The 14,550-nt window shown below is 42.0% G+C and carries 12 protein-coding genes; all 12 read right to left on the reverse strand.

The window, feature by feature from the left end:
• Positions 1–58: 58 nt before the first annotated feature.
• The 12 genes from mtaB to gpr all read right to left on the reverse strand — a co-directional run bounded on the left by mtaB (position 59) and on the right by gpr (position 14,535).
• The gene (gene mtaB, locus B4U37_RS15360; RefSeq protein WP_088018900.1) at positions 59–1,423 is read right to left on the reverse strand and encodes a tRNA (N(6)-L-threonylcarbamoyladenosine(37)-C(2))-methylthiotransferase MtaB; all 1,365 of its coding nucleotides are present in this window, start codon (positions 1,421–1,423) and stop codon (positions 59–61) included.
• A 10-nt stretch (positions 1,424–1,433) separates the two neighbouring features.
• Complete coding sequence (locus B4U37_RS15365) at positions 1,434–2,186, reverse strand: 16S rRNA (uracil(1498)-N(3))-methyltransferase (protein ID WP_157663803.1); 753 nt, start codon at positions 2,184–2,186, stop codon at positions 1,434–1,436.
• 15 nt (positions 2,187–2,201) lie between these two features.
• Positions 2,202–3,143, reverse strand: a complete 942-nt coding sequence (prmA, locus tag B4U37_RS15370) for a 50S ribosomal protein L11 methyltransferase (protein ID WP_010196205.1) — start codon at positions 3,141–3,143, stop codon at positions 2,202–2,204.
• A gap of 45 nt (positions 3,144–3,188) precedes the next feature.
• Positions 3,189–4,316, reverse strand: a complete 1,128-nt coding sequence (dnaJ, locus tag B4U37_RS15375; protein WP_088018902.1) for a molecular chaperone DnaJ — start codon at positions 4,314–4,316, stop codon at positions 3,189–3,191.
• A 318-nt stretch (positions 4,317–4,634) separates the two neighbouring features.
• Entirely contained in the window at positions 4,635–6,473 is a 1,839-nt protein-coding gene (gene dnaK, locus B4U37_RS15380) for a molecular chaperone DnaK (protein ID WP_088018903.1), read from the reverse strand.
• A 193-nt stretch (positions 6,474–6,666) separates the two neighbouring features.
• Positions 6,667–7,233, reverse strand: a complete 567-nt coding sequence (gene grpE / locus B4U37_RS15385; RefSeq protein ID WP_187443835.1) for a nucleotide exchange factor GrpE — start codon at positions 7,231–7,233, stop codon at positions 6,667–6,669.
• A gap of 85 nt (positions 7,234–7,318) precedes the next feature.
• The gene (hrcA, locus tag B4U37_RS15390; RefSeq protein ID WP_010196195.1) at positions 7,319–8,350 is read right to left on the reverse strand and encodes a heat-inducible transcriptional repressor HrcA; all 1,032 of its coding nucleotides are present in this window, start codon (positions 8,348–8,350) and stop codon (positions 7,319–7,321) included.
• A gap of 81 nt (positions 8,351–8,431) precedes the next feature.
• Positions 8,432–9,571 carry a radical SAM family heme chaperone HemW gene (gene hemW / locus B4U37_RS15395; RefSeq protein WP_088018905.1) on the reverse strand — a complete coding sequence of 380 codons (1,140 nt, stop codon included), beginning with the start codon at positions 9,569–9,571 and terminating at the stop codon, positions 8,432–8,434.
• A 108-nt stretch (positions 9,572–9,679) separates the two neighbouring features.
• Complete coding sequence (gene lepA / locus B4U37_RS15400) at positions 9,680–11,515, reverse strand: translation elongation factor 4 (RefSeq protein WP_088018906.1); 1,836 nt, start codon at positions 11,513–11,515, stop codon at positions 9,680–9,682.
• A 166-nt stretch (positions 11,516–11,681) separates the two neighbouring features.
• Positions 11,682–12,032, reverse strand: a complete 351-nt coding sequence (locus tag B4U37_RS15405; protein WP_088018907.1) for a DUF3679 domain-containing protein — start codon at positions 12,030–12,032, stop codon at positions 11,682–11,684.
• A gap of 25 nt (positions 12,033–12,057) precedes the next feature.
• On the reverse strand, positions 12,058–13,248 hold the full coding sequence (gene spoIIP / locus B4U37_RS15410; protein WP_088018908.1) for a stage II sporulation protein P: 1,191 nt from the start codon (positions 13,246–13,248) through the stop codon (positions 12,058–12,060).
• A 69-nt stretch (positions 13,249–13,317) separates the two neighbouring features.
• On the reverse strand, positions 13,318–14,535 hold the full coding sequence (gene gpr / locus B4U37_RS15415) for a GPR endopeptidase (RefSeq protein ID WP_088018909.1): 1,218 nt from the start codon (positions 14,533–14,535) through the stop codon (positions 13,318–13,320).
• Between the last annotated feature and the right edge of the window lie 15 nt (positions 14,536–14,550).

The raw sequence follows: 14,550 nt of genomic DNA on the forward strand, positions 1-14,550 counted from the left end.
CTTTTTCTTCACGACAAAAAAGTGACTCCATAATAATGGAATCACTCTCTTTATTTTCTTATGAACTTAAACGAATATTCTCTTCTTCAAGTCGTGGCGCATCTTCAAGTACACGAACGAATTGCCCTTCGTTGTAAGGATATCCAGCTTTAGCAATTTTTACTTTTACAAGCTTTCCGACCATTTCTTCTGTTGCAGGGAAAACAACCTTTAGATAGTTGTCTGTGTAGCCTACATATAAGCCTTGGTCTGGTGCTTCTTTGTAGATTTCTTCCGGAATGACTTCTAATACTTCTTCTTCAAAAATGGAAGCATATTCTTTTGCCAGTTGATCAGAAAGAGCGATTAGACGATGAACTCGTTCATTTTTCACTTCTTCATCCACTTGGTCCGTCATTCTTGCCGCTGGAGTTCCTGTACGTTTGGAGTACGGGAATACATGCAGCTCGGAGAATTTATGTTCTTTAATGAAGTTGTACGTTTCCATGAACTCTTCTTCAGTTTCACCTGGGAATCCAACTATCACATCGGAAGTAATCGCAAGTCCAGGCAAAGCTTCTTTCAATCGGTCCAAACGCTCTGCGAAGAATTCCATCGTATATTTACGACGCATTCTTTTCAAAACAGTGTTGGAAGCGGATTGGATTGGAATATGCAAATGGCGAACAATTTTATCGGAGTTGTTCAGCACTTCAATTACTTCATCTGTGATTTGGCTTGCCTCAATGGATGAGATACGGATACGCTTTAAGCCTTCCACTTTTTCATCCAATTCACGAAGAAGCATGGCAAAGTTGTAATCCTTCATGTCCTCACCATAACCGCCTGTGTGAATTCCAGTTAAGACAATTTCTTTATATCCTGCATCTACCAATTGTTGTGCTTGTGTCACAACTTCTTGCGGGTCACGGGAACGCATAAGTCCGCGGGCCCAAGGGATGATACAGAATGTGCAGAAATTATTACAGCCTTCTTGGATCTTTAAAGAAGCACGTGTGCGGTCAGTAAATGCCGGTACGTCCAACTCTTCATAGACACGAGCCTTCATGATGTTGCCGACGCCGTTAATTGGCTGACGTTCCTGCTTGAACTGCTCGATATAATCAAGCATTTTTACGCGATCCTGTGTTCCAACTACGACATCCACTCCGGGAATCGCCATAATTTCTGCAGGAGAAGTTTGTGCGTAACAACCAGTTACACAAATAACAGCGTCAGGATTTTTACGGATCGCACGACGGATCACCTGACGACTCTTTTTATCTCCGGTATTTGTAACGGTACAGGTATTGATGACATACACATCTGCCGTACCCTCAAATTCTGTACGTTCATAATTATTTGCTTTGAAAAGCTGCCAGATCGCTTCTGTTTCATAATGGTTCACTTTACACCCTAGTGTGTGAAAGGCAACAGTTGGCATGTTTTCCACCTCACATTAATTCAAAATGATACGAAATTGCGGCAAGCACATATAGCGGTGCCGTTTCCGTTCTTAATATTCTTGGCCCAAGCGCGCAAGGAACAAAACCATGTTCCACCAGTTTGTCGATTTCTTTTTCGGCGAGGCCCCCTTCAGGACCGAACACACAAAGAATCGATTCACCGGGCTTCATGTTTTTTAAGGTGTTCGCAAATGCGGAACTTTCCCCTTCTTTAGCGCTCTCTTCATAGGCCACAATTTTATAGGTATAGTCTCTGCTTTTTTCTAATAGTTGTGCTAATGTAGCAGGTTCTTCTACTACAGGCACCATCGAACGATGAGATTGCTCTGCTGCTTCCTTGGCAATCTTATTCCATCGTTCTACTTTCTTTTTGCCCTTCTTTTCGTCCCACTTCACAATCGAACGAGCAGCATTAAAAGGGATAAACGACTCTGCACCGAGTTCTGTTCCCTTTTGTATCACTAACTCTAATTTATCCCCTTTAGGCAACCCGTTCGCAATCGTAACACGAACCGGAATTTCTGTTTCAGCCTTTATCCATTCTACAATATCTGTTACTACCATATCATTGGTAATTTCAGCAATTTTGCAAAGGGCCGTTTGCCTCGTTTCCGAACAGCTGCATAGGAGTTGATCGTCCTCGTTCATCCTCATAACCCGAACTATATGATGAACATCTTCCCCTGTTATGGTGATGGATGATTCATCTATTTGATTGGAGTCAATAAAATAACGTTGCACGATCTTCACCCTCGCTTATTCTTCTTTTTTGGCGATAAATGCCACCCAGTCTTCCATCATCATCGTTTCTTCAATCTTGAAGCCAGATTTGATAAGGGCGTCTTTCACTTCTTGCTTTTTCATGCTGATAATTCCGGAAGAAATGAATGTCCCGCCGTTTTCCAACACGCGGTAAACATCATCTGTAAAACGGACGATAACTTCTGCCAAAATATTAGCCACAACCACGTCCACTGGACCTTCTACATTTTTAAGCAAGTTGTTCTGTTTCACCGTCACTGTTGGATGTACTTTGTTGAGCTTGATATTTAGTTTTGCAGATTCCACTGCCACATCATCTAAATCAAGTGCCAATACTTCCTTTGCATCAAGCATGGCTGCTGCGATACTTAACACTCCAGAACCAGTACCTACATCAATCACTTTATCTTGAGGTTTGACTGTTCTTTCAATTGCTTGAATACAGAGTACCGTTGTTGGATGGGTACCTGTTCCAAACGCCATACCAGGGTCAAGTTCAATGATTTTCTCATCAGAACTCACTGGTTCATACGTTTCCCAAGTTGGTACGATCGTGAACTTTTCGGAAATTTTTACAGGATTGTAGTACTTTTTCCATGCCGTTGCCCATTCTTCCTCGTTCACTTCACTGATGGAAATATTGTTCAAACCAAGATCGATATCATAGACCAAAAGGTTATTGATTGCATCCTTTATACCTTCCACCGTTTCACCTAAAAAGCTGTTAACAGGGAGGTAGGCTTTCATTACAACGCCTTCTTCCGGGTAATCATCTGGATTGAGTTGGTATATCTCCCCGAATTGATCTTCTCGTTCTTTAGTTAGTTCAAATGGATCCTCTATTACCACACCGCTTGCACCTGCTTCGTGAAGTATATGGGATATCGGTTCCACCGCCTCATTTGTTGTATGGATACTAATTTCTGACCATTTCATACATACCAACTCCAATCCTAGCTTACTGAAAGCTATTGATACTTTTTATTCACCTTTTAGGACACGTTTCACTTTTGAGAAAAAGCTATCTTCTTGTTCGTCCGGAGCTTGCCCGCTTGTTTCAGCAAATTCACGGATTAATTGCTTTTGTTTTTCTGAGAGTTTTGTAGGGGTGATCACTCTAATCTTGATATGTTGATCTCCTTGACCATAACCACGAACATTGGCAATTCCCTTGCCTTTTAGGCGGAAGTTAGTGCCAGTTTGTGTTCCAGCAGGTACTTTCAGCTTCACCTTACCATGCAACGTTGGAACTTCTACTTCATCTCCAAGTGCTGCTTGTGCAAAAGTAATCGGCATTTCGCAATATACATCATCGCCGTCACGCTCAAAGAATTCGTGTCTGCGAACATGGAAGACTACATACAAGTCTCCAGCAGGACCGCCGTTCACGCCAGCTTCCCCTTTACCTGGTACGCGCAATTGTTGTCCTTCATCCACACCTGCAGGAATGTTGACTTTGATCTTATTGCGTTTTTTCACTCGGCCTGCGCCATGGCATGTTGTACATTTGTTTGGAATAGATTTTCCGGACCCGTTACATTTAGAACAAGTTCTTCTATTAACAATTCGTCCAAATGGAGTGTTTTGTTCGACACTTTCCTGACCTGTTCCACGACATTGAGAACATGTTTCCACTTTTGTACCAGGTTTTGCACCTGTTCCTGAACAAGTATCACATGTTTCTTCCACAGGGATCTCAATGGTTGTTTCTTTTCCGAAGGCTGCTTCTTCAAAAGAAAGGGTCATTGTATATTGAAGATCTGCCCCTTGTCTTGGAGCGTTTGGATCACGACGTCTACGTCCGCCGCCTTGACCGCCGAAAAATGTTTCAAAAATATCTTCAAAGCCAAAGCCACCGTCAAATCCAGCGCCGCCTCCAAATCCTTGGTTAGGGTCTGTATGTCCAAATTGGTCATAGTGCGCTTTCTTTTGGTCGTCGCTTAGTACTTCGTAAGCTTCTTTGATTTCTTTAAATTTGTCCGCTGCATCGTCTGCTTTATTGATGTCCGGATGGTATTGTTTGGATAGCTTTCTGTAAGCTTTCTTTATTTCATCTTTCGACGCGCTTTTACTGACGCCAAGCACTTCATAGTAATCGCGTTTACTCATTAAATACCCACTCCCGTTTCATTCACATAAAGGTTATTGTATCACCTGAAAGAGGGAAAAAGCAATAAAAGTTATGTGCTTAATCCCTATCTGGTTAACTCCTCGGAGCCTTCCGTTTCAGGTGGTCGCTTTCCGCGGGGCGGTGCTTGAGCCTCCTCGGCAAGCCTGCGGGGTCTCAAGCTACCGCTACTCCCCCGCAGGAGTCGACCACCTTCCACTCCAGGCTCCAAGGGAAATTCTTATTTACATAAAAAGAAAGCCAAAGCCATGGCTTCGACTTTCTTTTTATCTTTATCAGAAAAGCCCTAGGACTTTATCTTACTTTTTATCGTCGTTTACTTCTTCGTATTCTGCGTCGACTACGTTGTCGTCGTTGTTTGCTGCGCCTTCTGTTCCTTCTGCTCCTTGAGCGGCTTGTTGTGCTTGAGCAGCCTGCTCGTAAAGCTTCATGGAAAGCTGTTGAACGATTTCTTGAAGCGCATCCTTTTTCGTGCGGATTTCTTCAAGGTCGCCTTTTTCGATAGCAGCTTTCAATTCTTCTTTAGCATCTTCCGCTTTCTTCACTTCTGCTTCTTCCACTTTGCCTTCTACTTCTTTAAGTGTTTTTTCAGTTGTGAATACAAGCTGATCTGCTTCGTTGCGTAATTCTACTTCCTCTTTACGCTTTTTGTCCGCATCTGCGTTCAATTCCGCTTCTTGAACCATGCGGTTGATTTCGTCCTCGGATAGACCAGAAGAAGATTTGATAGTGATTGTTTGTTCTTTGTTTGTTCCAAGGTCTTTTGCACGAACGTTTACGATACCGTTTTTGTCGATGTCAAAAGAAACCTCGATTTGCGGTACGCCACGTGGAGCTGGTGGAATGTCCGTTAATTGGAAACGACCTAGAGTTTTGTTGTCGCTTGCCATTGGGCGCTCCCCTTGAAGCACGTGAATGTCTACCGCTGTTTGATTGTCAGCAGCCGTAGAGAACACTTGGGACTTACTTGTAGGAATCGTCGTATTTCTTTCAATAAGCTTTGTGAACACGCTGCCCATTGTTTCAATTCCTAAAGAAAGTGGTGTTACGTCAAGAAGTACTACATCTTTCACATCACCTGTTAAAACTCCACCTTGAATTGCTGCACCTAGTGCAACTACTTCATCTGGGTTAACCCCTTTATGTGGATCTTTACCAGTTTCTTTTTTGATCGCATCTTGTACAGCAGGGATACGAGTAGATCCACCTACAAGGATTACTTTGTCAAGCTCAGAAGCAGAGATACCTGCATCTTGTAATGCTTGACGAACAGGACCCATTGTACGTTCTACAAGTCCAGCAGTAAGATCATCAAATTTCGCACGGGACATACTTACTTCCAAGTGAAGCGGTCCAGCTTCTCCTGCTGTGATGAATGGTAGAGAAATTTGGGTGCTTGTTACACCGGAAAGGTCTTTTTTCGCTTTTTCCGCTGCATCTTTCAAGCGTTGTAATGCCATTTTATCTTTAGAAAGGTCGATACCGTTCTCTTTTTTGAATTCTGCTACAAGGTAGTCAATGATCACTTGGTCAAAGTCATCTCCACCAAGACGGTTGTCACCAGCTGTAGAACGTACTTCGAATACGCCATCTCCAAGCTCTAGTACAGAAACGTCAAACGTTCCGCCACCAAGGTCATAAACAAGGACTGTTTGATCTTCGTCCATTTTGTCTAGACCGTATGCTAATGCTGCTGCAGTTGGCTCGTTGATGATACGTTCTACTTCAAGACCAGCGATTTTACCAGCATCTTTTGTCGCTTGACGCTCTGCATCATTGAAGTATGCAGGAACTGTGATAACAGCTTTTGTAACTGTTTCACCAAGATATTCTTCTGCATAACCTTTTAAGTGTTGAAGGATGATAGCAGATACTTCTTGTGGAGAGTACTCTTTACCTTCTACTTCTACTTTATAATCTGTACCCATATGACGTTTAACTGACATAATGGTGTTAGGGTTTGTGATGGATTGGCGTTTTGCCACTTCCCCTACTTGGCGTTCGCCGTTTTTGAAAGCAACAACAGATGGAGTTGTTCTGTTACCTTCTGGGTTAGGGATTACTTTTGGTTCGCCGCCTTCAAGCACAGCTACACATGAGTTTGTTGTACCTAAGTCAATACCGATGATTTTACTCATTTTGTTTTTCCTCCTATTGCAACTTACATTAATATGTAGTTTTTTGTTTTTGCTTTAACTGTTGATTTCCGTTGCAGGCACTCGCTTTCCGCGGGGCGACCTTGAGCCTCCTCACTTCGTTGCGGGGTCTCAACAATGTCGCTACTCCCCCGCAGGAGTCTCGTGCCTTCCACTACAATCAACGAAATTATTTTTATTGTTTTACTTTTACCATAGATGGGCGGATGACGCGGTCTTTGAGCTTATACCCTTTTTGGAACTCTTCCAAAACAGTGTTAGATTCCTCTTCTCCCTCTTCCACCTGCATGACTGCCTGGTGTAGGTGTGGGTCGAATGACTGTCCAACTGCTTCGATGGATTCTAGCCCTTCAGATTTTAGTGCTTCCACTAACTGACGGTGCACCATTTCCATGCCTTGTAAAAATGTTTTGATTTTCTCATCCTCTGATTCTACTTTAAGCGCACGCTCAAAGTTATCAAGAGCAGGAAGTATATCTGTAACAAGATTTTGTGCACGGTATTTCTGTGCAGCCTCTTGGTCAAGTCTCACACGACGACGGTAGTTATCAAAATCGGCTTGTAAGCGAAGCAGGCGGTTTTCCGACTCCTCAAGCTTAGCTTCTAATTCAGAAATTTTTTGCTGTTCTGCAGAAACTTCCACTTCTTCGACTTTTTCCGTCGTTTCTTCTGTTTCTTCTGTTGATACTTCTTCATTTTCAACTGTTGCTTGTTCGTTGTTCTCGTTTACCAATGGTTTCACCTCCCTCAAAGTGTCGAAATCATGATGTTTTTTCCATGGTGATAGGACGGAGCAGGAACTCCATCCTCTAACAATATTTCCATGCTCAGTCTTTTTGATACAGTTTATTGACCGCCTGTGAAAGGTCGGAACTGATAAGTTGCAAGAGACTGACGACACGGGAATATTCCATTCTGGTCGGACCGAGCAATGCGATGGTTCCAAGCTGTTCTGGTCCGATGGAATAACTGGCTGAAATAATGCTACAGCCTTCCATACCAGGTATATTATTTTCGCTGCCTATCTTTATATGGATGCCAGCTTCTTTTGCACGAATATGCTGAGACAGGTCCTTGCCTTGGTCTATCAATAACATTAATGAACGGATTTTATTGATATCATTGAATTCGGGTTGGGCAAGCATGTTCGTCTTGCCGCCAAAAAACACCTTATCCTTTTCTTCCATGTAAAGAGTGGAACTCAAGGATTGCAGTATATTTTCGTAGTTTCCGATATGAGATCTTAAAAGGGTTGCCACTTCTTTATAAAGCTTGTTTATAAGCTCTGAGAGAGGAACTCCGACTAAACGTTCATTTAGAATATTGACCATTTTTTGTATATCGGATGTGTCCATGGTGGCAGGAAACGAAAACATTCGATTTTCCACATGTCCTGTATCCGTTACAATGATGGCAACTGCCTGTTCTGCATTAATCGGGATGATTTGCAGGTTTTTGAGCCTGTGATCCCTTACACCCGGTCCAAGGACGATGGATGTATATTTGGTCAGATCAGAAAGAATCTGTGCTGATTTTTGAACTGTTTTTTCAAGTTCATATATTTGCTCGCGAAAGATGGATTTAATTTCAAATACATCCCTTTTGGTCAGCCTTTCAGGTGAAAGCAGGTGATCGACATAATAGCGATACCCTTTTTCTGAAGGGACTCTTCCTGAGGACGTATGTGTTTTTTCAATAAATCCCAATTCCTCCAAATCTGCCATCTCGTTTCGGATGGTGGCTGAACTGAACGAGATTTCATCTTTCTTTGAGAGCGTTCTGGAGCCAACAGGTTGTGCAGATCGGATAAAGTCGTCAATTATGACTTGCAAGACTAACAACTGTCGTTCTGTAAGCACTCAGCATCACCTCTGTTAGCACTCCTATTCATCGAGTGCTAATTCTATAAATAAATTACCAAATACCTATTCACATGTCAATCAGATCGCACCAATAAAAGCTTGAAAAACTTCATTACCGAGAAATTTCCCTTTTTTTGTTAAACGGATAAAGTCTCCTTGCTGTTCCAAAAGCCCTTTTTGAATGTTTTCTTCAATTGGCCCTTTAAGAATATTTAGCATCTCTGCGTCGAATTTTCGTTCAAATCTAGAGATAGAAACTCCCTGTGTCTTGCGTAAGCCTAAGAACATCTCTTCTTCGATTCTTTCTTCTCTTGTCACCACATGTTCCTCTTTATAAGGAAATCCAGTCTCCCTGATGGAATCCATATATTTCTTCAGTGGTCCATGGTTTGCACGGCGAACACCTTCTGTATAACTGTGAGCACCCGCTCCGATTCCGTAATAGGACTCATTATCCCAGTATGTGAGATTGTGCTTGCTCTCATAACCTTCCTTAGCAAAATTTGATATTTCATACTGGTGGTACCCATGCTTTTCCATTTCATTCAAAAGAACATCATACATGCTGGTTTCTTCCTCTTGAGTCGGAAGCGGGAGTTTCCCCTTACTCATCAGATTATAGAACACCGTTTTCGGTTCAATAATCAATGAGTAGGCAGAGTAGTGTTCCATTCCAAGGGAAAATGCCGTATGAAGGGTATCCTGAAAATCCTCCACCGTTTGATCGGGAAGGCTGTATATGAGATCCACACTAATATTATCAAAGCCTGCCTCTCTGGCATGCTCGATCGATTTAAAAACATCCGTTTTACGATGAGATCTTCCTATTCTTTTCAAGAGGTCATCATTAAAGCTTTGAACGCCAAAACTTAGTCGATTTACCCCGCCCTCTTTTAATAACCGCAGCTTCTCAAGAGATAAATCTCCAGGATTTGCTTCAAAGGTATATTCAATGTCAGGCACCACATCAAAGTTTCGTTGAATGGATTCCAATAGGTAGGATAACTGCTTTTGGTTTAAAGCCGTCGGAGTTCCACCTCCAACAAAGATGGTTTCCAAATGTTGAGTCGGAAAACGGTCTATTGTATTTTTCATTTCCACATCCATGAACTCCAAATAGGCATCCACTGGCTGATTTTTTAGAAAAACTTTATTAAAATCGCAATAATGACAAATATGCTCACAAAATGGAATATGGATATAGGCTGATTTAATCACAACAATCACACTTTCATTAAATAGTATCTAAACTATAGCACAGGCATTTCCATTATGAAAAAATACCGCATCTCTGCGGTATTTTTCTACTATAGCTTAATTAATCTATCACTTTTTCTTCGCTGCATCGTCCATCTTCAGTACCGCCATGAACGCTTCTTGTGGCACTTCAACAGAACCAACCTGTTTCATACGTTTTTTACCTTCTTTTTGCTTATCTAAAAGCTTACGTTTACGTGAAATATCTCCACCGTAACATTTGGCAAGAACGTTCTTCCCCATTGATTTAATCGTTGACCTAGCGATAATTTTTTGACCTACTGCAGCTTGGATTGGAACCTCAAACTGTTGTCTTGGAATAAGTTCCTTTAATTTCTCCACGATTATTTTTCCGCGGTCGTAAGCAGAATCGTTATGAACAATAAAGGATAGTGCATCCACTTTTTCAGCATTTAGAAGAATATCCATCTTCACAAGTTTGGAAGGCTTGTACCCTATCAACTCATAATCAAAGGAGGCATACCCTTTTGTATTCGATTTTAATTGGTCAAAAAAGTCATATACGATTTCAGCTAAAGGAATTTCATAAACGATACTCACTCGAATATCATCGAGATATTGCATATCAATAAAGTTTCCACGCTTATCCTGGCAAAGCTCCATAACTGCTCCAACATATTCGTTTGGAACCATCACTGTTGCTTTCACATAAGGCTCTTCCACACGATCAATCGTTTGTGGATCAGGCATATTTGATGGATTATCTACACTCAGCTCTGTTCCATCCGTTAAATGTACCTGGTAAATAACAGACGGGGCTGTCGTAATTAAATCAATATTAAATTCTCGCTCGATACGTTCCTGAATGATTTCCATATGAAGCAATCCCAAGAAGCCACAACGGAAACCAAAGCCTAACGCTTGTGATGTTTCAGGTTCGTATTGTAGTGCAGAATCATTAAGTTCCAGTTTTTCCAATGCATCACGAAGATCATTGAATTTAGCTGAATCAATTGGGTAAAGTCCGCAGTATACCATTGGATTTAATTTTCGGTAACCTGGAAGCGGTGTAACAGCACCATTCTTCGCACTCGTGATTGTATCACCAACACGAGTATCGCCAACGTTTTTGATAGCAGCAGTTAAGAAGCCTACATCACCGACTGTCAGTTCATCCAGCATCACCGCTTTCGGTGTGAATACACCTACTTCGTTAACCTCGAACTCTTTTCCCGTTGCCATCATTTTGATTTTATCGCCAACCTTAACTGTACCATGCATTACCCTAATGTAAGCGACAACTCCACGGTATGGGTCAAATAAACTATCAAAAATAAGTGCTTGCAAAGGTGCATCAGGGTCACCTTGTGGCGCAGGAATCCTCTCGACAGCCTGCTCTAAAATATCTTCAATACCAATGCCTGCCTTCGCACTAGCTAAAACTGCATCAGATGCATCCAAGCCAATTACATCCTCTATTTCTTGGCGAACACGCTCTGGCTCTGCACTAGGCAAGTCTATCTTATTAATAACTGGCATAATTTCCAGATTGTTGTCTAATGCCAAATAAACGTTTGCAAGCGTTTGGGCTTCAATACCTTGCGCTGCATCTACCACTAGAATGGCACCTTCACATGCGGCTAAACTACGGGAAACCTCATATGTAAAATCGACGTGTCCAGGCGTATCAATAAGGTGGAAAATATATTCTTCGCCATCGTTTGCTTTATATCGTAATTGAACGGCATTCAATTTAATGGTAATCCCGCGTTCACGTTCAAGGTCCATGGAATCAAGCAATTGATTCTTCATTTCCCTTTGTGTCAATGCAGACGTTTTTTCTAAAATACGGTCTGCTAATGTTGATTTCCCATGGTCAATATGGGCGATGATGGAAAAGTTTCTTATCTTTGATTGTCGTTTTAACCGTTCTTCTCTGTTCATTATCTGTTTCACTCCTACACTTTCGGCAACGTACACTATTTCTGATTATATCAATACGGACAAGAAGATTCAATGATATTTGAAGGGTTTGGGTTTTGACTGCAAAAAAGAAGCTTCCACCCAGGAGGTTTGAGGACTCCTGAAGTTGGAAGCTATATATTTTATATTATCCCGTTTTCTCTTCTACGGTGTCTTGGACTTTGTTGAAGAGTCCGCCCATCAGCCCAGAGACTCCATCTGCCAACTTTTTGCCAGCAGATGAGAAAACATTGTAGGCTTTGATGCCTTCCAGTTTTTCTTGTTTCTCTTTCATGTCCTGTGAATCGAGTTGTCGACCCAAGATCGTTCCATTGTATCCTTCTGCCGTTTCCGCTACATGAAATGCTTCTCCTTGAAAGGCCGGATCATCATATCCCTTCATTTTTCGCATCCCATCATTGGCCTGTTGCATTCCCAAAAGCACTCCAAGAAATAACACCAGGGAAATGAATAAGCATTTTACCATAAACCTCTTCATCGTACTTTCAGCTCCTATCTATTTATCATTGTGCGTCCCCTTCAGGCTCTCCATCCACCTTTTCTGCCTGCCAGTAGATTTCACCAAAAACTTCTGCAAAGATTTCAAGGGTACGATTCATTTCTTCAAACGTATTATCGACTCCCCCTACTTCAATCAGCATCGAGTTAGGAGAAAGGTCTTGATTGTATATGCCATTACGAGTTTCGACAGCAGGCGGTACAAATATACCTTTACTTAAACCAGGATGCAGCTTCTCTAACTTATTGTGAATCTGCTCAGCTAAGTATTGGTTCTTTTCATAGTTTTGATTTTTCTTTCCGATAACAAAATACAGACGAGCATGCGGGACACCGTTAATATCCATTGTAGTACTTTTTCTTCTACCGGAATCTCGGTGAATATCGATCAAATAATTCAAGTCTTGATTGCCTGCCATGGCCTCTTCCACAATCGGACGGGTAACATCATAGGATTGCCCATATACCCAACCTCTATTTTTCAATGCCAAAGCTGTATCAGTAGTATCTATATCTGTGCCGATTCCGCGCTGAATCAATTCTCCCTGAAGCTTTTTACCGAGACGTGTGACATTGACTTCAGGGTGACTTGCAGCATTAGGACTTGTCACGCCTTCCAAATATGGCAAAAAGGATTCCCTCGAGTGTGAATGATAGATAAAAACGGTTCGCTTATCTCCAGTTGTCTGAGCGGGAGGTGGTGCATTCTCCCCCTCTTCTTCCTCCTCTAATTCAATAATGGAAGCTTGTCTCTCTTCTAGCAACACTTCCATGGGAGGGGAAGATTCCACCGGCATATCTGTATAATTGACACCAGACCCCGCTACGAGAATTTCTCCATCGTAATGTGCAAAACCTGGAATTTCATTACGAATAAGACTTCGCGGATCATCTAGGTTGAGGCTTGTCGTCAATTCAAACAAAGCAGAAGCATAGTTCGGCGCCTTAGCCTCACTTGAAAGACCTTGGGTAAAATAGGCATTAGTATAACCGAATATATGTAACAGCGACTCCCCTGAGAAACGTTTGGAGAACTCATGGATGGAGCTTGAGCTGACTCTATATTCTGGTTTTAGAGAGGTCATGACACCGGATACCGCAAAGACGAGAATAAATCCTAAGATTATTGCTACGACTGATTTTTTTAAGCTTGTCCCATTTAATATTACGATGCGTGAGGAGCGGTAGCCCTTCATTTTCTCACCCTTTCACATACTTGTTGCTACTATATGTATGCGAAAGGGCGAAAAGTAGAACTATGACTCTTAGTGTGTATATGCGTCTACATTATCCTGGTTTACATGATAATGCAGGGCAGCATTCAAACCTGCAGCAACGACATTGGCCATATCTTCTATAAAATCATCTACTTCTTTTGGTGTTACCATCAGATTATGACCTAGCGGAGAGAGAACTTCATGAATTAATTTCCGCTTCTCCTCTTCTTCTAGCGTCCCTACGATTCCAAGGAAATTTTTGCGATGCTCCTCCCCTGGTAGGTCCTCTTCCGTAAGCGTCCTTTTTTCACCGAACGTCATCCCTGCTGGGGCAAGGGACCTGGAAGGACTGTCTCCCTCTCTCATCTCTTTACCAAAATGCTTCAAGATGAAATCAATCGTATCACTTGCCATCGAAACCGCATCCACCACAGTCGGAATCCCAATGGCAATGACCGGAATGCCGAGCGTTTCCATACTAAGCTCTTTACGTTTGTTGCCCACACCGGATCCAGGATGAATGCCAGAATCCGAAATCTGGATGGTTGCATTTACCCTTTCGATCGACCTTGCAGCCAATGCATCAATCGCAATGACAAAATCAGGTTTTGTTTTTTCCACCACTCCGACAATGATGTCACTTGTTTCAATCCCTGTTATCCCCATTACACCAGGAATAATAGCACTAACAGGCCTAAATCCATCTTGTACCGACTCCGGCTGAAGCTTGAACAGATGTCTGGTTATCAATAAATTTTCACAAACTAAAGGACCAAGTGCATCTGGCGTTACATTGGTATTTCCAAGTCCCACTACTAAACAGCTTGCATCCTTGGAAATATTAAGCGAGTTCAAAAACGCACTAAATTCTTTAGCGAAAACTTCTTCCACTTTCTTTTGGAGATCGCTGTCCTTCTGGCGGATCCCTACTGTTTCAAGTGTGAGGTAGTTTCCCGGCTTCTTACCAGTCATCTCTGCTCCTTTTTCAGAGATAGTGACAGTGGTAATATTAACTCCGTCTGTTTGTCGTTCCTTTACCACTACGCCTTCGATAGATGAAACTGGTTGTGCTGATGTTTGGTTTGGATTGGTTTGAGTGTTTGGGTTTGTTTCAGTGTTTTCGTTTGTTTGATTTTGTGCATTCTGATTCGTTCCATTTTGGCGATTTTGTTTTTCAATCGCCATTTGATGGGCTTCTACTGCCAAATCGGTCCTTACTTCATATTTACTTAAATCCAACGGTTGTTGCGACTTTGGTTGGGTCATCTATAAACGCCTCCA

Source organism: Sutcliffiella horikoshii (assembly GCF_002157855.1).
In the GTDB taxonomy this organism is placed as follows: Bacteria; Bacillota; Bacilli; order Bacillales; family Bacillaceae_I; genus Sutcliffiella_A; species Sutcliffiella_A horikoshii_C.